The sequence below is a fragment of the Microcoleus sp. A003_D6 genome (assembly GCF_036702825.1).
GTDB lineage: Bacteria > Cyanobacteriota > Cyanobacteriia > Cyanobacteriales > Microcoleaceae > Microcoleus.
In genome coordinates this window covers 13,403-38,145 of record NZ_JAUBWA010000070.1, presented here as the reverse complement: position 1 = coordinate 38,145, position 24,743 = coordinate 13,403, and the positions used below count along the sequence as shown (strand labels likewise).

The 24,743-nt window shown below is 45.4% G+C and carries 21 protein-coding genes and 1 pseudogene; 13 read left to right on the top strand and 9 right to left on the bottom strand.

The window, feature by feature from the left end; translation table 11 throughout:
• Positions 1-350 precede the first annotated feature (350 nt).
• Together QUB70_RS19460 and QUB70_RS19455 are read left to right on the top strand one after the other, a co-directional pair.
• Positions 351-2,564, top strand: coding sequence for a hybrid sensor histidine kinase/response regulator (locus QUB70_RS19460; RefSeq protein WP_332982839.1), 2,214 nt, complete (start codon positions 351-353; stop codon positions 2,562-2,564).
• Positions 2,565-2,787: 223 nt separating this feature from the next.
• Positions 2,788-4,254 carry a response regulator gene (locus QUB70_RS19455; protein WP_332982838.1) on the top strand — a complete coding sequence of 489 codons (1,467 nt, stop codon included), beginning with the start codon at positions 2,788-2,790 and terminating at the stop codon, positions 4,252-4,254.
• 170 nt (positions 4,255-4,424) lie between these two features.
• On the opposite strand, the gene hisG is transcribed toward QUB70_RS19455, so the two are convergent.
• Positions 4,425-5,069, bottom strand: coding sequence for an ATP phosphoribosyltransferase (hisG, locus tag QUB70_RS19450; RefSeq protein WP_332982837.1), 645 nt, complete (start codon positions 5,067-5,069; stop codon positions 4,425-4,427).
• A gap of 185 nt (positions 5,070-5,254) precedes the next feature.
• Here hisG and QUB70_RS19445 point away from each other — a divergent pair, with 185 nt between their 5' ends.
• From QUB70_RS19445 to rppA, 3 genes are all read left to right on the top strand, one after another.
• On the top strand, positions 5,255-5,539 hold the full coding sequence (locus QUB70_RS19445; RefSeq protein WP_332982835.1) for a hypothetical protein: 285 nt from the start codon (positions 5,255-5,257) through the stop codon (positions 5,537-5,539).
• A gap of 262 nt (positions 5,540-5,801) precedes the next feature.
• On the top strand, positions 5,802-6,452 hold the full coding sequence (locus tag QUB70_RS19440) for a glutathione S-transferase family protein (protein ID WP_332982834.1): 651 nt from the start codon (positions 5,802-5,804) through the stop codon (positions 6,450-6,452).
• Between the two features lie 59 nt (positions 6,453-6,511).
• The gene (rppA, locus tag QUB70_RS19435) at positions 6,512-7,246 is read left to right on the top strand and encodes a two-component system response regulator RppA (protein ID WP_332982832.1); all 735 of its coding nucleotides are present in this window, start codon (positions 6,512-6,514) and stop codon (positions 7,244-7,246) included.
• Between the two features lie 31 nt (positions 7,247-7,277).
• On the opposite strand, the gene QUB70_RS19430 is transcribed toward rppA, so the two are convergent.
• Together QUB70_RS19430 and QUB70_RS19425 are read right to left on the bottom strand one after the other, a co-directional pair.
• Positions 7,278-8,162 (bottom strand): metallophosphoesterase, encoded by an 885-nt coding sequence (locus tag QUB70_RS19430; RefSeq protein ID WP_332982831.1) that lies wholly within the window; start codon positions 8,160-8,162, stop codon positions 7,278-7,280.
• Between the two features lie 176 nt (positions 8,163-8,338).
• Positions 8,339-8,490: pseudogene (locus tag QUB70_RS19425) on the bottom strand (transposase); the annotation flags it as partial.
• Positions 8,491-8,648: 158 nt separating this feature from the next.
• On the opposite strand from QUB70_RS19425, the gene QUB70_RS19420 reads away from it, so the two are divergent.
• Complete coding sequence (locus QUB70_RS19420; RefSeq protein WP_332982830.1) at positions 8,649-8,855, top strand: hypothetical protein; 207 nt, start codon at positions 8,649-8,651, stop codon at positions 8,853-8,855.
• A 297-nt stretch (positions 8,856-9,152) separates the two neighbouring features.
• On the opposite strand, the gene QUB70_RS19415 is transcribed toward QUB70_RS19420, so the two are convergent.
• Complete coding sequence (locus QUB70_RS19415) at positions 9,153-10,187, bottom strand: histidine kinase (protein WP_332982828.1); 1,035 nt, start codon at positions 10,185-10,187, stop codon at positions 9,153-9,155.
• A 943-nt stretch (positions 10,188-11,130) separates the two neighbouring features.
• Positions 11,131-12,534 carry an S-layer homology domain-containing protein gene (locus QUB70_RS19410; protein WP_332982826.1) on the bottom strand — a complete coding sequence of 468 codons (1,404 nt, stop codon included), beginning with the start codon at positions 12,532-12,534 and terminating at the stop codon, positions 11,131-11,133.
• A 69-nt stretch (positions 12,535-12,603) separates the two neighbouring features.
• Here QUB70_RS19410 and QUB70_RS19405 point away from each other — a divergent pair, with 69 nt between their 5' ends.
• From QUB70_RS19405 to QUB70_RS19395, 3 genes are all read left to right on the top strand, one after another.
• Positions 12,604-13,149, top strand: a complete 546-nt coding sequence (locus QUB70_RS19405) for a hypothetical protein (protein WP_332982824.1) — start codon at positions 12,604-12,606, stop codon at positions 13,147-13,149.
• 440 nt (positions 13,150-13,589) lie between these two features.
• The gene (locus tag QUB70_RS19400; RefSeq protein ID WP_332982823.1) at positions 13,590-14,072 is read left to right on the top strand and encodes a BON domain-containing protein; all 483 of its coding nucleotides are present in this window, start codon (positions 13,590-13,592) and stop codon (positions 14,070-14,072) included.
• A gap of 384 nt (positions 14,073-14,456) precedes the next feature.
• Positions 14,457-15,665 carry a general stress protein gene (locus QUB70_RS19395; RefSeq protein WP_332982822.1) on the top strand — a complete coding sequence of 403 codons (1,209 nt, stop codon included), beginning with the start codon at positions 14,457-14,459 and terminating at the stop codon, positions 15,663-15,665.
• 305 nt (positions 15,666-15,970) lie between these two features.
• Here the strand turns inward: QUB70_RS19395 and QUB70_RS19390 are convergent, their stop codons facing one another.
• Positions 15,971-16,093, bottom strand: a complete 123-nt coding sequence (locus tag QUB70_RS19390) for a hypothetical protein (RefSeq protein ID WP_332982821.1) — start codon at positions 16,091-16,093, stop codon at positions 15,971-15,973.
• A gap of 1,358 nt (positions 16,094-17,451) precedes the next feature.
• Here QUB70_RS19390 and QUB70_RS19385 point away from each other — a divergent pair.
• Together QUB70_RS19385 and speD are read left to right on the top strand one after the other, a co-directional pair.
• The gene (locus tag QUB70_RS19385; RefSeq protein ID WP_332982820.1) at positions 17,452-18,513 is read left to right on the top strand and encodes a pentapeptide repeat-containing protein; all 1,062 of its coding nucleotides are present in this window, start codon (positions 17,452-17,454) and stop codon (positions 18,511-18,513) included.
• 381 nt (positions 18,514-18,894) lie between these two features.
• Positions 18,895-19,317: an adenosylmethionine decarboxylase gene (gene speD, locus QUB70_RS19380; RefSeq protein ID WP_332982819.1), complete on the top strand. Its 423-nt coding sequence runs from the start codon at positions 18,895-18,897 to the stop codon at positions 19,315-19,317.
• Positions 19,318-19,401: 84 nt separating this feature from the next.
• Here speD and QUB70_RS19375 read toward each other — a convergent pair whose 3' ends face one another.
• Positions 19,402-20,007 (bottom strand): hypothetical protein, encoded by a 606-nt coding sequence (locus QUB70_RS19375; RefSeq protein WP_332982818.1) that lies wholly within the window; start codon positions 20,005-20,007, stop codon positions 19,402-19,404.
• 145 nt (positions 20,008-20,152) lie between these two features.
• Between QUB70_RS19375 and queF the strand changes: the two genes are divergently transcribed.
• Entirely contained in the window at positions 20,153-20,572 is a 420-nt protein-coding gene (gene queF, locus QUB70_RS19370) for a preQ(1) synthase (protein WP_332982817.1), read from the top strand.
• A 186-nt stretch (positions 20,573-20,758) separates the two neighbouring features.
• A complete protein-coding gene (locus QUB70_RS19365) occupies positions 20,759-21,997 on the top strand; it encodes a DUF4365 domain-containing protein (protein WP_332982815.1) in 1,239 nt (412 codons plus the stop codon).
• Positions 21,998-22,110: 113 nt separating this feature from the next.
• Here the strand turns inward: QUB70_RS19365 and QUB70_RS19360 are convergent, their stop codons facing one another.
• Together QUB70_RS19360 and QUB70_RS19355 are read right to left on the bottom strand one after the other, a co-directional pair.
• The gene (locus tag QUB70_RS19360; RefSeq protein WP_332982814.1) at positions 22,111-23,523 is read right to left on the bottom strand and encodes a cytochrome c biogenesis protein; all 1,413 of its coding nucleotides are present in this window, start codon (positions 23,521-23,523) and stop codon (positions 22,111-22,113) included.
• Between the two features lie 365 nt (positions 23,524-23,888).
• Positions 23,889-24,620, bottom strand: coding sequence for a cytochrome c biogenesis protein CcdA (locus QUB70_RS19355; RefSeq protein WP_332982813.1), 732 nt, complete (start codon positions 24,618-24,620; stop codon positions 23,889-23,891).
• Positions 24,621-24,743 lie beyond the last annotated feature (123 nt).

Genomic DNA, 24,743 nt, shown 5'->3' with positions numbered 1-24,743 from the left:
GCTTCTAACAATGGTGAATTTATCTTAAAATATACTCATCACTGATGAACAGTGTTCAATAAGATGCGTTCCCCCTGCACGGTTGGGTAAAATAGTTTCAAATCGGATGCCATCAACTTCGACAGCATTGTGATTAAAAGATTCTCTTTCTGTCATGATTTTGCTTTCTTATTACCTCATGATTAAGCAGTGTAGCGGACGCATTTAAAAGGTGGCTCCGATCGCCCTCGGAAATCAGCAAGTGTTTCAGATCACAAGGCCGATCGCTCCCCTCACTGCCCAAAAAGCTAAAATTATGTCACATTAAGTAAAAGGTGATCGAAGCAGTCTTGCCATATCCGTAGAAAGTTATGACAACAAAACTAAGAGCTAAAGACACAAATAAAATGGAGATAGACTGGCAGCAGTTGAGGGCAGACCAAGAACTAATTCTCAATCAAGTAGACAATGCGATCGCTCTGTTCGACTCGTATGACTGCTTAGTTTTGTTTAACAAAAAATTGGCCGGAATCTGGGAACTGTCCCCAGAATGGCTCGCAACAAAGCCCAAGTGCGATGTGCTGTTTGCGGAAATTGTCGATCGGGGTTACTTGTCCCTTCAGCAGTGGCAACAGTTTCAGCAAGCACTGGAAAAATCTCAGGATGAAAGTTTATCATTTTATTTCGAGCAATCCAATGCGGTTTGTTTGGAGGTGTGCGCCACAATTACCAACAGCGGCGGACGGCTGTTTACCTTTCGAGACGTTACGGTATACCAAAACTCCCAAGCTAGCTTGAACGCAGAAGTCCGGCGGCTGACATTTCTGTTAGGTTTAACTGAACGGCTGCAAAACTCTCACAGTTTGCAAGAAATAGGTCAATTTGCCCTCACCTATCTGGTAGAGGCAATGAATGCAGCTTTCGGAGATGTCAAGGTGATTAGCGACAAGGGAAATGACCGGCAAGCGACGGCGATTTACAGCCAAGTTTCTAGTCAATTTTTGGCTACTTACGGAGAACCAGTAACCGCAGAAATGCAAGAATTGCTCGACAAAGGTATTCCCTACGGCACCGGTTTGCTGTGGGAAGTGGTGAAAACCGGTCAACCTTTGTTCGTCGAGGATTATGCCCAACATCCCAATGCCGTGCCGGAATTTCGGCATCCGGGAATCGGACAACTGGGCATTTTTCCGATCGCAGCTACCAACGGCACGATTATCGGCGTACTGACGCTGGAGTCCCGCAACGTCAAAAAACTGCAAACTGCCCTCAACCAAGAAGTTCTGGAGGCAGCTTGCCGGACTATGGGGGCGGCGATCGAGCGGGCCCAGACACAAGAAAATCTGCGCCAAGTTAACAAACAATTAGAGTATTCTTCTCAGTTGAAATCTGAGTTTTTAGCCTCGATGTCCCACGAATTGCGGACGCCTCTCAACAGCATTCTCGGCTTTTCTGACTTGCTGCTGCGGCAAACAGCCGGAAAGTTGAGCGATCGACAAATCAACTATGTAGAACTGATCGAAAAAAGCGGCCAGCACTTGTTGCAGCTAATTAACGATATTCTCGACCTTTCTAAAATTGAAGCGGGGAAAGTAGAACTCAATTTACAACCGGTTCGCGTTCACGAACTCGCGACAGACTGTCTGAAAATGATGCAGCCGCGGGCCGACAAAAAGCGGATAGGTTTGTCTTTAGAACTCGACTACCGCATTACTAAAGTTTTGCTCGACGAACGGCGAGTACGACAAATTGTGATTAATTTACTTTCCAATGCCATCAAATTTACCCCAGAGCAGGGACAAGTTAAACTCAGCGGGCGTCTGGTCTACGGCAGCGAAATAAACGGCGACTACCGGCCGGATTGTTCTCCTGTAAATGCCAGCACTCCTTATTTTTGTTTTGAGGTGAAAGACTCCGGCATCGGCATTCCTCAAGACCGCTGGCACTTGCTATTTCGACCTTTTCAACAGGTGGATTCTTCCCTGACCAGGCGCCACGAAGGTACAGGTTTGGGTTTGGCTTTGACTAAGCGTCTGGCAGAATTGCACGGGGGAACTGTTTCTTTTCAATCTGTTTGCGATCGCGGAAGTCTTTTCCGCGTTTGGCTGCCTTTGACGGAGATGCGTCAAGAGTTGAGAAACTTTGCTGCTTGTGCCTTGGATTCCAAGTTAGTTCCTGCTTCTGCGATTGCTTTACCAATTGGCTGCAAGCGGATTTTGGTTCTCGAAGACCAGCCTTTTAACCAAATGTTAATTTCTGAGGTGATGGAATTGGAGGGGTACGGGGTAGAGATTCTCGCGGATGGGAAGGCGATGCTCGATCGTATTCTCGCCGCCTCTACTGCGCCGGATTTGCTGCCGGATTTGATTTTGATGGACATTCAGTTGCCGGATGTTGACGGCTTTGAGTTGATGCGCCGAGTTAAAGCAGATCCTGTCTGGGAGTCGGTACCGATGATTGCAGTGACGGCGATGGCGATGCCAGGCGATCGCGATCGATGTTTGGAAGCTGGCGCTTCTGGTTATTTGAGCAAGCCGCTGGATTTGAATTTGACGATCGCTACAGTCCGTTCTTTTCTCACCTAACAATAATTATTTGCAGTTCCAGCACTGGCATTTATAATAATTGATAACCAGAAAGGTTAAACTCAATAGTAGATAAATATCTATAGGACTTGCGCACACTTGCCTCAGAAACGCGGTTCCTAAGAAAAATATCGAATTTAATAACTAGAAATACACGAATCCACCAGGTTTAGATCATCTACACGCGCCAGTCCCGAGCTAAATTCAATATATATCATATTCCATGTCAAACAAGTCGCCCTGCATCATGTTGGTTGATGACGAGCCAGCTAATGTGATTTTACTCGAAGAGTTATTGCGCCTGGAAGGATACGCCACAGTATCGGCGCAATCTGGCGCTGAAGCGCTCTCCCTCGCCCGCGCATCTCGACCCGATTTAATTTTACTGGATATTATGATGCCGGAGATGGACGGTTTTGATGTGTGCGAGATCCTGCGGAACGATACAACATTGCAAACTGTACCGGTGATTTTTTTGACTGCCCTCGATGACGATACATCTCGCCTCAGAGGGTTGGAAATGATGGCAGATGATTATTTAACCAAGCCTTTTAACAGTCGCTTGTTGCTGGCGAAAGTTGAAAATGTTTTGCAGTTGAGCCAAATGCGATCGCAAGCTGTATCTTCTCAATTCAACCAGCAGGTAAAAGAGCAAAGCAAACGCCAAATCGCCGCAGCTTGGGAGGCCAACGAATATCTTTCCGAAAAATTTCACCTATTTGTGCCGGAGCAACTTCTCGAACGAATTGCACCGCAAGGAATAGAATCGATTCAGTTGGGCAATGTCACAGAAGAAGAGCTGACTATTTTATTTTGCGACATTCGCGGGTTTACTGCGATCGCAGAATCTCAAGAAGCTCGCGAGACTTTTGAATGGTTGAACGCTTTTTTTACTCAAATGAACGATTGCATAACGTCCCACGGCGGGTTTATTGACAAATACCTCGGCGATGCCATCATGGCAGTATTTGACAAGCCGAATTCTCACGCTCTGGATGCGATCGAAGCGGCAGTAGCAATGCAAGAAAGTTTGCAGGAATTTAATGCCAGCCGCCACAAATACAATTTAGAATCTCCAGTCAATATCGGTACGGGAATTCATACAGGTATCGGCATGATCGGCACCTTGGGCTCCGACCGCCGGATGGACTCTACAGTCATCGGCGATGTGGTAAATACAGCTTCTCGGTTAGAGAATTTAACTAAAATATACGGCTGCCAAATTATTGTTAGCGAAAAGGCGATCGTTCATGCAAGAGAATTCCTAAATGGCATAAGTCCGAACTCAAACTTAAAAGAAAGTCTATTATTAAAGTGCGACTTGGAAGTGGAAACACAGGAGAGTACGATTTCTACGAATCAGGCGACTGCGGCAGACAGCGAATCGCCAAGAAACAATTATTACTATCGCTGGATCGATCGAGTAACCCCGCGCGGCAAGCAGCAAGCTATTGAAATCTACGAAATCTGGGCAGCCTCCAGTCCAGACTCAGAAGCAAAGCAGCTTACCCAGGTTTTATTTGACAAAGGAATTCAAGGATGGCAATCCGAAAGATTTGTCGCCGCCTTGAGATATTTTCAGCAACTAATCGAACAAAACCCTGCTGATACAGTGGTCAGTTTTTATATCAACCGCTGCCAGGAAAAACTAGGTTTAATACCTCCAAATAGCAGCTCAGAATTGAGCTAAATATCATATCAATTCCGGCTGCGCCGGAATGAGATAGAGGACACGGCACTGCCGTTTCTTGCGCGCCAGATGAATTGTAGGGAAACGGCACGGCGCCGTGTCCTGATTTCGGGTCATATTAATTCCGATCCAACCGGAATTAATATCACTCGTTCGCTAATTTTAGACCATCAAACAGCAGTCAAAACTTGCTCTCTCAACTTCCCAATCAACTCATTAACCCCTCCCGCATTCAAACGGTAACTCAAAGGATGACCGATCAAATAAGCCGAACTTTCAAACAAAACATCAATTTCTACCAAACCATTTTCCCGCAAAGTTTTGCCAGTCGAAACCAAATCCACAATTGCCTCCGACATACCTGTAATCGGCCCCAACTCCACAGAACCGTAAAGCGGCACAATTTCCACGGGCAAATTCAAATTGTGAAAATATTCCCTCGCACAGTGTACGAACTTAGAAGCAACTCTACCGTGAGGAGGCAAATCTACCGTTCGTCGATAAGAACTAGACTCTTTCACCGCCACCGACAGCCGACACTTGCCAAATTTTAAATCAATTAAATTGGCAACTTTCGGATTTTTTTCCCGCAAAACATCATAACCGGCAATCCCCAAATCAGCTTGACCGTATTCCACATAAACCGGCACGTCGTGCGTCCTTACTAGCAAAGCTTTTGCAGTTCCGGTAGGGTCATAAATTTGAAGTTGGCGGTTAGAGGAATCGAGAAAAGCACTGAAGTCTAATCCAACCGATTTAAACAGCCGAATGCTATCTCCTAACAGTCCGCCTTTGGGAAGTGCAACAGTAATCATGTCAATTTTTAGAGTGTAAATTGCTCAATTTGGGAAGGGGGCGATCGCGGTACAAGCAGAAACAGCTTTTACCAAACTCAGAATAACACATAGAGTTCACAGCGAAAAATAAATTTCGGGTATTGCTCGATCCTTTGTTTGGGTATATATTATATTTAATAACTTTTTATAGACTCACTTTTTTTATGGCGGTCAGTAGGGAAAACAATCGAAAGTTTGACAGTCAAGAATTTGACGTAGAATTGCACAGTGTAGACCCGGATTCCCTAAAAAAAATTACAGTAGATGAAATCCTCTCAGGCGGCGGTCTAGAGGACGAGGAAATGGACTATACAGTAGCCGTACCTAGCGTTAACCGCGCCAGAACCCCCAGGGACAGAGGCTTCTCATCCCATGTGAAATCAAGCGTGTTCGATCGCGCCGCCCGATCGAAGTTTGCAGAAAAACGCGGAACGCTAGGAGGCTGTTAATGTAAAATGCTTGCAGAGGCTGGTGCGCAGAACTCGACGATCCTCGAACAGGATCGCCATTCAGTGTCACGCCTTTGTGCATTAGACCTCTTGCAAAAATAACTAGGACGGCAAGATGCCCATCCCACAAAAAACATTTTTCCTTGTGGAACGGGCCGGAGAGCCCGTTCCAAAATTTGATTAAAAGGACTTTTGCAAGAGGTCTATTCAACTCTAAAGCTTAAAATTTAACGGGCGATCGCAAATAACTGACAGCTAAACTATGACCGAACTGACACTTGTTATTGGTAACAAAAATTATTCCTCTTGGTCGCTGCGTGCTTGGCTGGCGATGAAACAAGCTGGACTGGAATTTGCCGAGGTGAGAATCCCTTTAGGCTGGCCGACAACCCATGAAGAAATTCGGCGCTATTCCCCTTCTAGAAAAGTGCCAGTTTTAATCGACGGCGACCTGAAAGTGTGGGAATCTTTAGCAATTTGCGAATACATTGCCGATCGCTTTGCGAATGATTTGTGGCCGGCCGATGTAGCGCAACGGGCGATCGCCCGTTCCATCAGCGCCGAAATGCACGCGGGATTCCAAAATTTGCGCGAAAATATGCCGATGGACTGCCGCAACCGCTATCCCGGAGAAGGAATGACTCTCGGTGTCGAAGCAGAGATCGATCGCATCTTTGCCATTTGGCGCGAGTGCCGCCAAAAATTCGGAACAGGCGGCGATATGCTGTTCGGAAAATTCACAGTTGTTGACGCTATGTTTGCCCCCGTTGTCATGCGTTTCGTTACTTACGGAGTCAAATTAGATTCCGAAGCAAAAGCTTATGCTGATGCGATTTTGGCACTGCCTGCAATCCAGGAGTGGGTAGCCGCAGCTTACAGCGAATCGGAAAGTATTGCACACTTTAAAATGTAGCAATAATCAGTTTACTTAACCTAAAATCTCAAATCTAAAATCTCAAATTTGAAATCAGGATGCGGATTCTTTTAGTTGATGATGAAGTTGAGTTAACTGACCCTTTGAGTCGAGTCTTAAGCCGCGAAGGTTATACAGTTGATGTGGCATTTGACGGAGCAACTGGCAGCAATTTAGCAATGCAGGGAAATTACGATTTGCTAATTTTGGATTGGATGCTGCCGAAACAAACCGGACTGGCAATTTGCCAGAAGTTGCGATCGCAAGGACGGAATACGCCAGTGCTATTTCTCACCGCCAAAGATACCGTAGACGATCGCGTACAAGGACTCGACGCTGGTGCAGACGACTATTTAGTCAAACCTTTTGAACTGCGAGAACTGCTAGCCAGAGTCCGCGCCTTGCTGCGGCGGCCTCCTACTTTTGATGCCGAGGTTGCTGTCGGGCGGCTGCAAGTTGCAGACTTACAGCTAGACTACGACAATCAATTAGCTTATCGGGGCGATCGCACAATTGACTTATCAGAAAAAGAATGTCAGTTATTAGAATACTTAATGCGCCATCCCGGTCAATTGCTAACACACGAACAAATCCACCAATATTTGTGGAGTGAAGCAGAAAAACCCAGCAGCAACGTATTAGCAGCTCAAATTCGCCTGCTGCGGCGCAAAATAGAGGCCCGGGGCGAATACGTGCTAATCCACACAGTCTACGGCAGAGGCTATCGCTTTGGAGAAGATAGGACGGCGGTTGAAACCGCGTCTTGTCAAACTAAGTCCGCCTCCGCGGACTGAAGAAAACAACCTAATTTTAACCGTCCAGTCTTCAACCCGCGGAGGCGGGTTTTGTCTGTATAAACGCGGTTTCAACCGCCGAGTCTTCTTGACAAACCAAAGTAATTACTGTCACCTCTGGCGGACAAAATAGCCTCCCTGGCGCATAAGTTCCCAAACCGCGATTCACGTACAGCAAATTACTCCCAACCCGATGCAAACCGCTAGCCCATTCCCAGTGAGTAACTACTCGATCGCAAGCTGACAGATAAGGAATCCACTTTCGTATTGGTTCAGGAATCCAATAGCCAATTTTTCTGACCCAAGCGTACAAAGGCCCGATACCTGGAATCACGATTTGACCGCCGTGAGTGTGCCCAGAAAACTGCAAATCAATCCGCCATTTTTGCAGCTTTTCAGCAGTATCAGGATTGTGAGACAATACAATCCGAGGAATCGCAGGATTTATTGATGCCATTACAGGTTTAGGGGCAAAATCGCCCGACCAAAAATCTGCAAACCCAACTAAAGCCAATTCATACCCCAAAGGATAGATTGCTTCGTTGTACAAAACCCGAATCCCGACGCTATTTAAAGCATTAGCAACCTCTCTTTTTGCCCCTGGGTAATAATGGTCGTGATTGCCCAAAACTGCGTAAATTCCCGCCCGACTTTGCAAATTTTTCAATCGCTGCACTAAGCCGTAAATAGGTGCGGGGTCGTAAGTAATAAAATCGCCGGTTAAAAAAATCAGGTCTGGTTCAGCTTCATTGGCCGCCGCAATCGCCTCTTCAAGCAACCATTCCGACAGCCGCACCCCGTCATAGTGAAAGTCAGTAAGCTGTACAATTTTAGTACCGGATAGATTTGCTGGCAGATTGGCGATCGGTATTGTTAAATAGTCTACCCGCAATTTCCCAGTTAATAGCCTGTGCATAAATCTAAGGTTTATTGATGACAGAGCGCAAGCTCTAGCTTAGCAAATAAACAGGCAAGACTGCAAAACTAGATATTCTTCCCTTTTCCTTCGGTCATCTGACTAATAACTACTAATTGCTGACTAATAACTAATATTAAAAAATATTTTTAGTAAGGCTCTTGTGTGAAGGGGGTTTTCGCTAATTCGGCTATATATTTTAACTTTTTTAATTTTAATTGCTTCAAGAAATTGTCGATCCATACCCGGCATCTACTAATACTACTCCTGGTCGTAAGCCTCTCTCCAGACATTTGTCTACCAATTTTATTGCGATATCTGGCTTTTTAATAGACCTCTTGCAAAAATAATTAGGACGGGATCTGGGGCCCATCCCACAATAAAAAATAACTCTTGTGGGACGGGATCTGGGGCCCGTCCCATCAATTGATGAAAGGATTTTTGCAACAAGAGGTCTAATCTCAAATCGCAAATTTTACATATTTTATGGAAGCTGTAGGAGACCGAGATGGTAAAGTAGTCCTCGACATTCGGGAAGTATCGGGAAAAAGTCGATCGACTGTCAGCGAAAGCGGCGACATACCGATGGTATCGTTGAAAAGGGCGATCGAGCGAATTGGCGGCAGCGTCGATTTAGCCAAAGTAGACTGCGAAGGCGCAGAATGGCTGTTATTTGAAGATCGAGATACTTAGCAACTCGTGCAAAACCTTTCTTTAGAATATCACTTGTGGACTGGTCACACTCACGCCGAAACCCGACAAGTTATTGAAAACTTAGGATTTCGGATCGGAAAGCAAATACCAATAGATAAATGGTACGGCTCGATATTAGCATCTAGAACCCGCTGAAGTCCTCACTACCAACCAATTTTATCGCCGTTGTGCGATCGGCATAATATAATTTTCGACACTTCTCAATGCAGTCAAAAAACACAGCACCAAGCAACCCGGTTTCTCAAAAAAACCGGGTTGCTAAACACATATCTTGGGTTAAATCTGTTCTTCGCCTTGATTGAAACGCTGAATTCCATGATTTTCAGCGACGCGAACCATAGCATCTTCGGCAATATTGAGGAGGCCCGTGAATTGATCTTGATTTGTTTGCAAAGCTTGTTCCTTGTTTTTGCGATCGGCAATTTCGCGCTGCAACTTGTCAATTGTCCGTTGAAAACGAGCTGCTTGCCTGAACATTTCCTGTTCCGAAAAATCCAGCAATTGAATCAGAATTGCAACTTGATATTCCAGGAATTGGGTTTCATAACTATTGTTATTTTTCACAAAATTCACAGCATTTTCTGACGAATTAAATACAAGTTTTTCGTCGGAAAGCGACAGGGCTGTTTTGACACTCAGTGCCAAATGTTTAAACATTTGGGCCGTGCGATCGGGAATTTTAACTTTCAGGAACATCACTACAGCAAACAAACTTCCCGACCGCAGAAGTCCCCCAAATCCCAAGACAGACTTGACTTGGTAGGGGATAATTAAGGAATCTTGTTCGGGAATAAAGGGGCTGCCTTTTGCCTCTGGGACGTGAAAAATATTTAATACTGCGGGTTCTAATTGGAGGAACCTTTCTCGCTCAATTCCGAGGAATGTAGGAATGTCTAAACCGAACTGCCCGATTATTTCCGAAATCGCCGGCATTTGAGCCACTAATTTTGCGCTAACTAATGGAATAGCTGGATTTTTTGCTGCTGTATGCCGAGAATTCCACTGCGGTTCTGTGCCTGCTGCTGCTAGCAGAGTCCAGCATTTCATGTCGGCGGCGGGGGAATTGCCCTTCATCAAGCAGCGGGCAGATTGTTGCAATGAGTCTTCTAATTCGCCGTAGGGATGAGTTTTGAACAAACGCACCATAACACAGGTGTTTTCTCCCGTTTGCGAATCGCAAAAATGTTGGTAAATATATTTAACAATCTTCTGGCTGCTGGCTTCCATACTAGCAGTATTTCTACCGAACTGGCGCAGGACTAAGCTGCATTTCGCTATGTCTTGCGGGGTAAATAGGTTAATATTGTACATTGAAAAACGCTCTCAAGAGAACTCAAACACTCTTTTTCATTTATCCTTAAGGTCGCTACCGCATCCGGAATCATACTGAGAGTTTTGAAAAGTGTTAGTTAAAATACGTACAAAATTTGCCAGCAAAATGCAGCGGTTGTGTGGCCGGATACAGAAATTAAGACTAAGGCAAAAAAAATCTATCCCGTATAGGCGGATGTATAGTGTTTGAAAGGATTTTTTACGGTGAAGGATCGCAGAGGGATTAAAGAAGCGGGGTTTTTAACCGATATCTCTCGCGTTTTACTGCACATTTTTGTAGATAAAACTCGGTTTCTGGGTAATACCAATTCTCGCCTCGTCTTGCAACAATAATAGACCTCTTGCAAAAATCCTTTTAATCAAATTCTGGAACGGGCAAGATGCCCATTCCACAAGAAAAAAAATTTTGTGGGATGGGCATCTTGCCCGTCCTAGTTATTTTTGCAACAATAATGAGTGTGGGTTTGTTTACGCTCAATATTCTGCACCGGTGCGTCGCTCAAAGATTGTGGATATTATTTAAGATTTAAGGGTGGCGACGCACCCTACTACAGATACTGTTGCATGAGTTTTGAGAATTAGTATAAGTCATATCAAATCCGGTAGCATCGGAATTATATTACCCACAATCAGGACAGGGCACTGCCGTTTCCCTACAATTAATCGGGGTAGGAAAACGGCACTGCCGTGTCCTGCGTTTATATGATTCCGGTGTTACCGGAATTGATATCATATTCACAGAAATCCTAGAAATCCAAGCTGAAATTTTTGTTGCGGGCGATCGCGCGCAGCTCGGTCAAAAATTGGTAAAATTTCGTCAGTCTTGGACGCAGAAACCGGGTTTTGTTACAGAGAAAAAACCCGGTTTATTGGGTATTGATAAGTAGATGCTTTGTTCACCGCTTTTAACCACCCAACAACTCTATTGAGCAGGTTGAGACTTTGCTTCGAGGGCATCTTTAGCCGACAATCCCTGATCTTGAACGCCAAAATACCATAAACTAGCAGCAGCTTCGGCGCGAGTCACAGATTTCTTCGGCTGAAACAGAGTAGTAAAACCAAAAACGCGGCGAATATTCGCCAAATCTCCATTGTTAAAATCAGCTAAAATTGCCCGCGAGGCCTGGGAATCAATCTTAGAGGCATCTTGAAAACCCCATTTTTCTTTCACTCCGTCAATGTTAGCTGTTGGCAAAACTTGACGAGTATCTAATGGCACTTTCCAGAGAATCATTGTTTCGCGAGTTACAGGTGCATCCGGGCGAAATTTCGCATCTTTAGTTTCTCCTGAAAGCGCACTCGGAATTAAACCGGCTTCTGCTAAACCTTGAATTGCTGAAAAATCCGGGTCTGTTTTGGGTACGTCAGAAAAAGCCGGTTCGCTAGAGTCTACTGCTAATCTAATTTGTTTGGCTTGACGGGTAGCATAAATCTGATTGTTGGCTGCTACTAACCAGCGGGCGTATTCGCGGCGAGTGACAATGTTGTTGGGTTTGGGTAAAGTGCTGGCAGTTTCTAAATTAGCATTTTCTGCCGTCGATCGCACTTTCAGCACTTCCAACGCGGTCAAATCTGCCACATACTGCCGCAACTGTTGAGGAATTTGGGTATCTAGTTGGCTAACTTTTGCTGATTTTGGCGAGGCGGATGGCGTTGGAGTAGTTACCTCTGAATTAGATGGGGTTGGTGAAGGTGTTGGAGATGCGGTAGACTCGGAATTATTAGGTTGAGGACTGGCTGCTATTTCTGAACTGTCTTTGCTGTAGTCGATCGCAAATTCTGTAGATCCCCCTACTTTCTGAGTAGGAGAAAGCGATACTGTTACCCGCAAATTATCTCGGGTTGCTACTAAAGAACCTTGTCCCTCGGCGGTTGGGCGGCTGACTATTTCCCAGTTGCTGCGCCCAAACTCTGTGGAGTAAAAGTTCTGAACCGAATTAACCGGATCTGTGCTCTCCCAGCGCAGCCGCACATTTTTTTGCGACGGATCGGTTGGCCCGCCAACATCGATTAGCTGAGCATTAGGATAGAGTGGAATCTCTGTCGGGAAATCGGGAGGAAGTTTGGCGGTAGAGTTTGTTTCAACGGCTGTAGCTGGTGGTGGGGAAGAGAAAACCACTGGATTTTGCTGTAATTTTGGATCGGCGGCTAAAGATTCTTCGAGTGCCTTGCTGTTGGGGCTGTTTGCACAAGCTGTGACAGCAGCCAGCAGACACACAGCCAGCCAAGTATTTACAGCAGCGAGTATATTGGTTTTATTGGTTTTACTGGTTTTAGCTTGCCCGATCGAGTTGCCTCGCCGTTGAGTAAATATAATATTCAGCATAAATCCCCCCTTTGCGGATATATTTCTAGGCTAACGCAGATCGATCGGGCTAATATAATTTTTATAAAAATGAAATTGCTAAATTTATTCCTAGTTGCTGCTACATTACTTGTCTCGCCTGTCAAGTTTGCCAGTCCCGCTGCATCTCAACCAGCCCCGCTGCGGGCCGCTCTTCAGGCGCCGGAGTGGCAGCCATTTTGCTCGGCGATGGGTCAGTTTGCGATCGATATGCCGGGAACTCCCAAAATGAATACCGAAACTTTTTCAACTCAAATTACCTCTCATGCATACAGGTCGGTCTTAAAAAACAAAGAAAGTTATTTACTTCAATACTTTGACCTAGATTTCCGGCAAAGCAACAATAATATTAAAATTACTTTAAATAATGCCGTTGATTTCTTTGTCGTGGGGGCGAATGCTAAATTGTTGCAGGTGCGGGATATTTCCCTAGGAGGCTATCCGGGAAAAGAGTTTGAGTTTCAGCCGCTTTCCCCGACTGAACCTGTAGGTGTAGGTCAAGTTTTTTTGGTGGAAACGCGCGTTTACGGGCTGGTTGTCACTACCCCTGAACCAGAAAACGCTCAAAAATTTCTCGACTCTTTTCGTTTGTTTTGAAGCAGGAAGTTCGGAAAGGAGCAGTGTAGGGGATTGAACGGATTTAACGGATGGATGTTGAGGTTAGAGGGAAAAGGGAAAAATTAGTTGGGAATGGCGATCGAATTTATTAAGAAAATTTACGCTCTTGAACTTGGTTTCTACGAAAATATTGGCTTTGGCAACCAAAAATGTCGGCATCAACCAGGTTTCTGAGGAATAATACGCTCAGAACTAAATTAAGTTAAATTTGACTCAAGACCTTATTTTTTTTTTTGTACTCTATCTAACGGCATAGATAAATTTACACCCGTGGAGCGATGTAGATACTTCGTGAAAGTTATATTCTTAAAATAATGATTTTTAAATCACACAAAGCACAAACAAAGATTCTGTGTCGATCCATCTGGGTCAACTAAGTCTGGATCGTCAAAAGCTTACCCGGAGGGTATTAACATATTATGAACAAACTAACACCAATTCTCCTCAGCGGCCTTTTATTATTTGGAGCTGCTGCTTGCACCGAAGGGGCTAAAACTAGCGCTGATTCTCCTAATTCTACCACAGAAAATACCACCACCCCGCCCCCAGCCGAGACAGTTCAAAAAACTCAGGGTGACGCCACTAGCGATATTCGCAAAGCACAAGCAAATTCTGATATCAGGGCCAGAGAACAGCGCAACAATGTGACTGGCGGCGATGCAATTAGAGCCGATGGCGACCTCAAAAGTGAAGTTCGCTCGAAGTTGGAAGTAAACATCACTAAAGGTCAGCTAACTGTTGAGGCAAAAGACGGGGCTGTCACCGTAGGCGGCACAGTTCCAAATCAAACTGATTTAGCTAAAATTGAGCCGCTAGCTAAAGAGATTAAGGGTGTCAAAACGGTGAATGTTACGGCTGTTGTCGCCCCCGCTGCACCCGCATCGCCTAGCAGCCAACCATAGATTAGAAGGAAGTTCGGCAACGGATTATGTAACGGATTTAACGGATGAATATTGAGGGAACGTTGGGCAGTTTATAATTGCTTTAAAAGCGGGTCGTAACGCTTAGGGGACTCTTTAGGGTAGCGGGGTTTTAATTTAAAGAGTTTAAGATTCACGCACTCTAAAATCCAACTCAAAACTCGCCTAATATCCGCAATTTTGTCTGCCAATTTTCCGATTGCCAATTCCTGAGAATTAGTCGGAAACCAGCCTGAAGATAGAGACAGAGGTTATTCCCAGCGACCGATGAAAATTGTTGGGAAAAAATGACTAAATGTGATTGACAGCAAGCAGAGCATAAATTCTGTGGATGTGAAAAAGTAGTTTATTTTGAAGGAGAAAAAAATGGCTTTAGGTCAAAACAAGCGAGCTGTAGGAGCATTTTCTAATTACCGAGATACGGAACTAGCCCTGACGGAACTCCAAAGTACCGGGTTTCCGATGAATAAAGTTTCGGTAGTTGGGGAAAATCTCGATCGCAGCGAAATTGCGGGCGCTAGCGCTGCTAAGAGTACCGACGAAAAAGTGGGCGGCGGCGCAAAAGCAGGCGCGACAGCGGGAGTCGTGACGGGCGGTTTGATTGGGTTGCTCGGAAGTATTGGGGCTCTGGCGATTCCGGGAGTTGGCCCGGTGATGGCGGGGGGTGCGCTCGCGACTCTACTGGCAGATACTGTGGTCGGAGGCGCAATTGGGGCAGCAGCGGGCGGTTTGGTCGGCGGTTTGGTCGGTTTGGGAGTTCCCGAATCAAGAGCAAAAGTTTATAGCGATCGCATCTCGCGCGGAGAATATTTGGTATTCATAGAAGGAACCGATTCGGATATTGCCACAGCCGAAGGAATTTTGAGCGTGCGGGGCATTCAGGATTGGGGCATTTACGATGTGCCCGCAGACACCGGCCGCAGAGGTTTGGCCCGCGACAAGCGCGCGGTGGGAGTATTTTCCACCCGCCGCGAGACGGAACACGCGCTGGGAGAACTTAGAACTGCTGGTTTCGACATGGATCGGGTTTCGGTCATCGCTAAGGATGCTGATTCCAAAGGCGACATCGCAGGGATTGACGTGCACGATAGCGCGGACAACAAGGCTGATGAAGGGGCGACCAAGGGTGCGCTCACAGGTGGCACTTTGGGCGGTTTGACGGGCTTGTTGGTGGGTCTGGGCTTAGTGGCAATTCCGGGAATCGGGCCGATTATGCTGGCAGGAGCTGCGGCTACGACGATCGCCACTACGCTCGCGGGTACAGCTTTGGGTGCGGCTGCGGGCAGCTTGATCGGAGCTTTAGTCGGTTTGGGAATTCCCGAAGAGGAAGCTAAAGTATACAACGATCGGGTGGCCAGGGGAGATTATTTGGTACTCCTTGACGGCAGCGAAGCAGAAGTCGCTAAAGCTGAAACAATTCTCAGCAGCGGAGGCATTCAGCATTGGAACACCTACGACTATCCCAGTGTCGATAGCGCTCGGGCTGATTACGGCGCCCCCGGCACTCCGGGCGTTGATACTACGGCTGGTATTTACGACCCCAATCAGGGCCCTACCCGCCACCCTCTGATTTAACTAATGCGAACGGGAAGTCCCGCACTCTATCTGTTTACAGGATGAGTGACGGGATGAAAGTGAGGTGAGAAAATAAATTGAGTGATAACGAATCAATGATATGATAGGTGTATCTTGACCATTATCTCCCAATGCAAAAACCAAGCTGAACGGGACGTGTTGCAAGAAAAAATATGGGTCTTAGGAACTAGGACGACCGCCTGTGGAGGGACGGTAAGACTACTTATCTTGGGGGAGATAAAAGCACATCCCGATGAATCAGGAAGCCAGTGCTGTATGCGGAGCATTTCTAGTCTGGTAGTTCACTAATTCAGAGTTTGTTTGGGTATTGTTTCTACTTCCGGCGGGTAGTCGCACTCGCGCACTCGGATTGTTCCGGGCGATGAAACCAACACGGGCGAGCGAGGCGTCTTGCGCGACTTGCCCATAAAATTATCTCAAAAGTCGGCTTTTTCTCGGAAAGCCGGCTTTTGTTTTGTTCTGGAAACTTAAAAAAAAGCGACCTGTCAAAAGTTTAATTTTGATTGGCGAGCTGGGCTTTGCGTCGGCGGCTCGATCGGCTTCCTTAATTTTTACATCCCAAAAAAACGCTGCGGTTTTTAAGTCTGTAACACTCACTACTGCTCGATTGCAAACCCCGCAGTATTATCAAATTTGATAACATAAATTACAGCAGATATTGCTCGGTTAGTCAAAGAGCGACTATCTTTAATTATGGGACAGCTAGTTTCATTAACTTATACAGGTGAAGTAGCACGTCCCGCGCGCCGAGTACGGCCTGCGGTGGTCGGCAACTATTAGAATAATAATATTGTCGTCGCCTTCCCGCAAGACTTAGGCTGGTCATTGGTTGGCTGTAGCAGCCCAATTGCCGTTGGCAAGACCTGCTACAGAAATACAGTTTTTCTGGGAATGCCTCAGCGAAGCATTTGAGAAGCCCAGGAACAGCTTTTATGTCCGGGAGCGCGTCTGGTGTCGGGTGTTCTGTTAATTAGAACCGCAAGCGCTCATGGATCGAGTAAAGATTGACAGCAAGCACAGCAGCGCGGGAGCACAATGGCTCGCGACGCATTTTTTCGCGAAATCTCAGGCTACTGGCAGCGTATTGCTTGCTTCGCCTGCGACTCGCTCAGCACTGCGAGGAAAACAGCCTTCCTGTGGGATTTCACTGGCACGGAGCACAGTGGGGGGAGGTGACACTAGCTGAGCTTGCCTGACGCTGCTGTCCGGGTTACTCGAAGGTAGAAGGCACTTATGTAGAAGGCATTAGGGGTTGAAGCTCCGATATCTTGTTTCTTGATTGCACTAATAAATTCGATCGCCTGTATCGGCAATTTTTCGGGTCAGAATGCGGCGCGGATGCCGCCAGCAATACCCCAAATATTCGATCGACCTTGACAAGATCGATCGACAACTTCTCGGTATTTTGGTAAATGGTTAGCAGTTAATAGTTAGTGATTAGCAGTTAGTATAAATACAACTAACAATTAACAACTAACATCAACCGCCAACTAATTACTGGCAAAATAACACTTACAGGACTTACACGCGGCGAGAAACTCGGTTTATTCATGACTTCCGCGCTGGCCAACCTCAGATTTTACCAGAACCCGGTTTCTTTTCGTAAGTTATAACTAGGTTAGCAGGTGATGCTAGGAATCAAGCAGTTTTGACACTTGTTACTGTGGCAGTATTGGTTGAAAAAACTGACTGGCAAACACGATAGTACAAACTTTCAGACAACAGAGAACATCGAGAAATTAAGGAAACTCACTCAACTTTTTTTATGAATTTCACTGAGATTTTAAGTGCCGATGAACTTTTAACTAGACATAGAAACGGGGAACGAGATTTTCGAGGAACCAACCTCATTGCAGCTCATTTGAGTGAAGCTAATCTCAGTCGAACAAATTTGAGCAGCGCTAATTTGAAAGGCGCAAACTTAATTAGAAGCAAACTAATTGGAGCTAATTTAAACGGCGCAGACTTGAGCGGGGCTAATTTATCTAAGGCGAAATTAATTGAAGCTAACCTCGGCAGCTCTAGTTTAACTGGAACTGTGGCGATCGGAGCAGATTTTAGCGGAGCCAATCTCAGCGGAGCAATATTGTCTCAGGCTGACTTGAGCAAAGCTGTTCTGACTGGAGCGAGTTTAGTAGGAGCTTGTATGCTAAGCGGCTCGAAACTAACTGAGGCGAATTTGAGCGGGGCGACGCTGAGCCGAGCAATTATGAGCGGGGTTGATTTAAGCAGAGCAAATCTGACTAGAGCGATTCTCAGCGAGGTAGATTTGAACGGCGCTAACATGAGCGGAGCAACTCTAACTCGAGCTTATCTCAATCGCGGAAATCTCAGCGGTGTCAATTTGGTTGGAGCTTCTTTGAGCGAAGCAAGTCTGCGGGAGGCTTCTATTTGCGCTGCTAATTTGAGCGGTGCTGACTTGAGCGGTGCTGACTTGCAATCGGCTAATCTAAATGGCTCTAATTTGAGCGGTGCTGACTTGAGTCGAGCTAATTTGAGTAAAGCCAATTTGAATGGTTTGATTCTGCACAATGCTGATTTGAGGGCTGCGAATTTGAACAAAGCTTCTTTGCGGGGAGCTAATTTGAGCGGTGCGAATTTGTCAGGTGCTAGCTTGCTGGAAGCGGATTTGCGGGGGGCGAATTTGAGTCACGCCAATTTGTCGGGAGCGGGTTTGCTGCTGAGTTCTCTGACAGGGGCGAATTTGACAGGAACTAATTTGTCGGAGGCTAATTTGATTGGGGCGAGCTTGAATGTTGCTAATTTGAATGAAGCGGCTTTGAGCGGGGCGATTTTGCCGAATGGAGCTACTCACAGCCGGGATTGATGAGTTGATTAGCCATAATTTAAGTGGCTCAACCTCAAAAAACCGAACACCGAGAAACCCGGTTTCTGTAGGGGCCGTGCCAAGAGTGCCGGCCCTTCCGGGTTTCTAGCCTCTCCATCGCCACGATCCAATTAAGGAAGTTGGGCTTCGATCGCATTTTACCGAAAGCGGATTTTGGCAGTAAATTATCGATCGGGCTTATCGAACTCCTATCGAACTTAACCGGAACTCGGCCAGGGCCAAAGCGCTCAAAAAAACCCCGGTGCGATCGCACTTGCCGCTATTTTTGTTTTTTTTGGGAAATATACTTGAAAATTTCTGGACACCATGCTATCGTCAAAAGGTTTGAGACATTATGAGTTAGAGGTAAAACCCCGCAGAATGAAACAATTGGGAACCCATCTGGTCGCTGATGCTTGGCAGTCTCCTGGAGACCTGCTCAACGATCCTGAACGTATCCGCCGCGCCATACTCGATGCGATCGAAGCCGGAGGAGCTACTCTCATCGATTTGTGCGTACACCAGTTTAGTCCTCACGGAGTGACGGCTACTGCTACTTTGGCAGAGTCTCATATAGCAATCCATACTTGGCCTGAACACGGTTATTTTGCCGCAGACTTATTTTTCTGCGGAGCCGGCGACCCTCACAAGGCCATGAAGGTGCTACAGACAGCTTTGGAAGCTAAACAGGTAAAACTCACTGAGTTTACGCGCGGTTTCGAGCCCGGGGTGGGCATCGTAGGTTCTGCTTGTGAAGAGCAGTATGCACCTCGTTTAGCAGAAACGAGTGCCGCCAGAGGATGATGGCCAATTAGCGTAACTTTGAACATTTTATGCTAGGTTTTGTTTAAAATCCCACGGCTCGGGCCGTGGGATTCTTGTTGCAATTTACTTCCCCTTCAATAAAGGGCGAACCACTAAATAACCTGCACCGAAGGCGGCAATCACAATCAGAAAAATCGCGATCGCCAACCACAATCCGCTTAAGTCTGAGTTTTTTTTGGGTTGAGAGCGCACGCGGTAAGGAGTTTCGGGTATTTCTGTAAATAATTTTACCGGAAGTGTCTCGGGCATCGGGAGGGCTGTTGGCTCCGCTTCCGGTAGGGGGAAGGGGAAAGCCACTGTCTGAAGGGCGGGGGTTGCTGGAGGTACGTTGGAGTTAGTCTGCGAAGTTGCAGGTGCTTTTGGGCCAGGTTCAGCGCTGAAATTGAATTTGACAGAAGGCATTTGAGGTATCCCTGTCTGGGTGACGCTCTGAGCCGAGTTGACTACTTGCTGTAGCTGTTGGGATACTTGAACTACTGTTTCTACTTCTCGCCGCAGTTGTTGATTTTGTTGGACTAATTGCTGGTTGTGGGTTTTGAGCGAGTCGAGCATCGCTTGGGCGGCTTGCAATTCTGCCGTGACTTCTCGATAAAGGGAAATCGGTACCGATGGAGAGTAACTATTTGAGTTTTCAGGGGATGTATTGTCAGATAAGGTAGTATTTTGCATAATTGTAGATGGCGAGGGTGAACTTTTTTAAGTTTAGCTTGAGAGTATTTGCAATTAGATCGATCGCCACACAATTCGTCAAAATATTTGTTAAAGATATTAATGGTCAATTTAATTAAATGTTAGAAGTTTTCAGTCGATCGCTATGAACAACTACTCAACAGAACAAAGTATGTCGCAAAAGTCAACTACCGAGGAAATGAAATACGGCGAACGCCAGATTTTGGAAGGGGAGTTAATTACTTTCCCGAATCCGCGAGTCGGGCGGCGCTACTTCGTTAACATTACTTTACCGGAGTTTACTTGCAAGTGTCCGTTTTCTGGCTATCCCGATTTTGCGACAATTCACGTTACTTACGTGCCGGACGAACGGGTGGTGGAGTTAAAGGCGCTGAAACTGTATATTAACAGTTATCGCGATCGCTACATTTCTCACGAAGAATCGATCAATCAAATTTTAGACGATTTTGTCGCAGCTTGTTCGCCGCTGGAAGCGACGGTGAAGGGCGATTTTTCGCCGAGGGGCAACGTCCACACGGTGATTGAGGTGCGGCATCAGAAGTAGCAGGTATAGCCCAATCAAATTAGAATTTTTAACCTCACTCACAGAAACCGCGTTTTTTGTTCGCTATCGTAGGGTGGGCAGCGTTAGCTTTGAGAGAATTAAGTTGAGCTAGAGCGTGTCACTTGCCCACCATATCATCCGAGCGGGCTAAAATAAGTCTTGTAGAAGCGATTTAAAGTTAGAACAATGCAATCTCATCCAAGCTCTAGAACTGGAAGAATTGGTATAGCTGGCACACAACTAATTTTTGAAAGATTAGGCTGTATTTTTCGCGAACAACCGATAGAAGATTATGGGATCGATGCCCATGTTGAATTTATTGAAAATGGTCAGGCAACTGGAAAGTTAATTGCCTTGCAAATCAAATCAGGAGATAGCTGGTTTAAAGAAAAGAAGGGGAAAAATATCATTTTTCGCGGCAATAATGAGCATTTAGAATATTGGCAAAATCACTCTCTACCTGTGATTGTTGTCTTGTATAAAGACAGTGAGAATACTGCCTATTGGCAAGCTGTCAACAATAATACTGTTGAAAGAACTGAAAAAAAGTGGAAATTATTAATACCGCTGGATCGACAAGTCAACTCTCATGCTCTCGAACAACTCAAAAAGTTGAGCCAAAAAATAATTTCTGCCCGTGAATATACGGAATTATCTTTACAAGATGTGAGTCATTTTCAGGCAAAAAGATATTCTGCGAAGATACTTTTGAACCGAGAATTCACGAAGGATGATATTATTCAAGTCATCAAAGACGTTACTAATAGATTAAAAAACAGAGAATATTATAAAAACAAACAACTTGAAAAACGATGGCAAAACAAAGAAGCTCACGTAATTTGGCTTTATTTGTATTTGTCGCCAGAAGATTACCACAACAGAGCAAATTGGATTTGCATGACTCAATGGATTAGTAAAAATTTATCTCCTGAATTTGCCCCCATACAGCTAGATGGAGAAACAATTGATGGAGATATAGTTGTAAAATGGAATGAAGACTGTCAAGAAAGATCTAGGATAAGCAGATTGTATGAGTTACCGAAGGAAAAATTCTTAGATTTAATGATGAAACTTGCAGAGCCAATTATGGAGATAGTCACTCAGATCGAAAATGGAATCAATCAATATAACTCAGGAGAAATAGATGAGGCAAGATACATGAGTTTGATGTCAAATTTTGAGTCAAAAGTCACAAAACTTTATTTTGAGGCAACTGATATAGGTTCAGCACCTATAGAATGTAGAGATCTGAGTCAGCAATTTCAAAACTTGGCAGCAATTACCCATAACCTTGTTTTACCATTTTCCGATCGTGGCTTAAAAAGTTGGGACAAAGCAGCGAGAAAAAACTTAGTGCAAATGTATTTGAGGGATTATCATAAAGAGTTACAGAAATTCGATTTCGAGTTGGAAAAAATAAATTAGCCTTGTAGGATGCATAACACAAAGCTACGCCTCGGCGATCGGTGTGTCATAATTTCACTATATAGCCTTTCTCAGTAGCATAATTTGTAAGGTGGGCAATGCCCACCATATCATTAGTTTTGATTAGCTAGAGAAGTCTCGGTAATCGCACTTTTTTCCTCGGCTGTTTTCGATTCGGCCAACTTGTCCAAAATCTCCACAACTTCTCTTTCAAAAGTCACCTGAGCGCGATTTGTGCGTCCGCCGACGTATAGTTTGCCGTTTTTTTCCAAAGCCCAAATCTGCGAGTGAGACAGATAGCTCATCAGCACGCTGAGCATTAGCAACCCGAAGCCAGTATAAACGATCGGAATTCCCGGATCGGCTTTAATTTGCAATCCCGTACTGCCTACAACTTCGTCAATTGCCAGCATCACTCCGTTAACTTCAACTGCGGTGCCGGCGCGAACTGTAGTTAACAATTTACCATCCGTACCGTACACTAACATGGTGCCTTGCAAGTCTTTTGCTAGCAGAGAAACTCCCGCACTCAAATCTGGTTTTGTCGGAATCCAAGCACCCCAAATTCGACCTTTACCTTGGGTGTCTAACTGAGCCATTGGCAGTTGCAAAACCGGGCTTTTGTTGAGGCGAACTCGCACGGCGGCTATTGCCCAATCTGCTTGATAAAAAGTGACTCCCCGGTATCTTAGAGGCTGGTTAACGTGAATGGTTTTACGATCGACCTCTTGGCCTGTTTTGTCCAAAACTGATAAGTCAGAGTAAAATTGGTCGATCGCACCGCTCGGACTATAATCGATCCAGAACCGATTAACTCGCATCGACCAATCCTTCGGTATTTGCGGCCGGGCCCAAGGCCCTGCATCCATGATATTCTGCACCTGAAATGTTTCGCCGCTGGGAACCATTTCTTGACCGAGAAATCCCGTCATCGCGCCCCACATCGACCCAGCTAAAATAATTAGCATACTGGCGTGAACAATAATCGGCCCAATTTTGCCAATTATGCCTTTGCGAGCATAAACTTTTTCGCCTTCTCGAAATATGCGGTAGTTTTTTTGCTGCAAAAGTGGTTCTAACGAACTTAAAGCAACTGTTTCTAATTCCGCACTGAGAGCTAATTTTTCAAACTGCTTCGGTTCTTCATAAAATTTCCAGCGGCGGGCGGATTTTAATGCGGGAAATTGTCTGGTAAATGTACAAGCTGTCAAGCTGCTGCCGAACAAAATTAGGATTGACAAAAACCACCAAGTGCGGTAAACGTGGTCTAGTCCTGCAATGATCACAACTTTCCAAGTTAAGAAACCGAAAAGGGCTGGGTGTTCTGGATAGTTGGATTGGTAAAACTCTACGGATTGGCCTTGTTCGATGACGGTGCCGGAAATGCTGAAAAGTGCGATCGTCAGCAGCAAGATAATTGCCAGCCGCAAATCTGCGAGCACCGGCAAGACTTCTCGCTTGAAAAACCTTTGAGGCGCAGTCGCCCAGTCGGATAGTTTAGATAGAAATACTTCTTTTGATGTCATGGGTAATTATGAAGGAAGTTCGAGAACGGATTTTGTAACAGATGTAATGGATGGAAGGAAGTTCGGCAACGGATTTTGTAACGGATGTAACGGATGGCACAAGGGAGAAGAAAGAAAAAGGAGGGGAAAACAAAAGATGAACTAAATATTATTATTTTTATTGAAAAAGTCTCAATCAATTTTGACTTCTTTCTCTTTTCTTTCTTTCTTTCTTTCTTTCTTTCTTTCTTTCTTTCTTTCTTTCTTTCTTTCTTCCTTCCTTCGTGTTCTTCGCGTCTTCGCGGTTCGTTAAGAAAAACTTAATTCACGCATTCAGTAGAGATTGCTATATCTTTAAATAAAGACTGAAGTTCTTACTACTAAACTTACGCGGGAAGTATGCGAGAAAGCAGCGAGAAAACGCCAAATCCTACTAATAAAACGCCACTGACTGGCGTAATCCAACTCGACCACCTACGCAATTCTAACAACTTTTTAATGCTGGCGGTAAAAGTACCTGCTAGAATCAGCGGAGCGACGTAGCCAGCAGCGTAAAACAGCAGCAACACACCACCTAAAACTGTATCTCCGGTTTTGGAAACCCAAGCTAAGAGTGTAGCTAAAACTGGCGTGCTGCACGGAGACGCTACTAAACCAAAAGTTAATCCCAATAAGTACGATCGCACACCGGCCGGCAAATCTTTCGGCACCCACCCTACAGCGTCGAAAGACGGCATTTGCAAGGGTAAAGCTTCGAGTAAATTCAGCCCCATTAAAATAGCGATAATGCTGACAACGATCGGCAAACCCAAGCCAATTTTACCGTAAACTTGTCCTGCAAATGATGCTACAATGCCCAAACCCGCAAGGGTGGTAGCCAATCCCAGGGAAAACCACGCCGACTGGGCTGCTGCTTGCAGGCGGCTTTTTGCTTCGTATCCGCCGATGTAGCCGATCGTGATCGGCAACATTGAAAGCATACAGGGCGTTAAGCTCGTTAGCAACCCCGCCATAAAAATGACCCCGACGCTGACAAAACTCAGGTTTGTCAGTTGAGTGTTTACCAAATTATTAGCAAATTGTGCGAGTTCGTAAAGTTGGGTTTGCAGGGTTTCCATCGGTCGATTTTAGATTTTAGATTTTAGATTTTAGATTTTAGATTTGACTCCACAGTCGATTTTAGATTAAAGAATTGACTCTAAAGATGAATGTGGGAGCTTAAACTAAATATCTAATTTTTT